Below are 211 nucleotides of genomic sequence, written 5' to 3'. Positions count from 1 at the left end.
AACCAAGATTGGACAAAATTAGGTACAAGCATTGTTGACATCGTATCAAGTGGCGTAAGCATTCTAGGTAAATACTTAGGATTCTAATGTAATAATATTTAAAAATAAAAAAAGAATGGAGAAATTCAAATGACTAAATTAGTAGAAGCAATTAAAAATACAGTAGACGCAGCACAAAACCAAGATTGGACAAAATTAGGTACAAGCATTG

2 protein-coding genes are annotated in these 211 nt (G+C 30.3%); both read left to right on the top strand.

Annotated elements, in window-relative coordinates:
- The coding region (locus tag HMPREF2881_RS11590) for a beta-class phenol-soluble modulin (protein ID WP_141752633.1) at positions 1-87 on the top strand (87 nt) is incomplete at its 5' end.
- A 42-nt stretch (positions 88-129) separates the two neighbouring features.
- On the top strand, positions 130-211 hold an 82-nt coding region (locus HMPREF2881_RS11350), incomplete at its 3' end, for a beta-class phenol-soluble modulin (RefSeq protein ID WP_141752632.1).

It is taken from the genome of Staphylococcus sp. HMSC057A08 (assembly GCF_001812925.1).
Taxonomy (GTDB): domain Bacteria; phylum Bacillota; class Bacilli; order Staphylococcales; family Staphylococcaceae; genus Staphylococcus; species Staphylococcus hominis.
The sequence above is the reverse complement of the archived record's forward strand: the minus strand, read 5'-3'. Positions and strand labels throughout refer to the sequence as shown.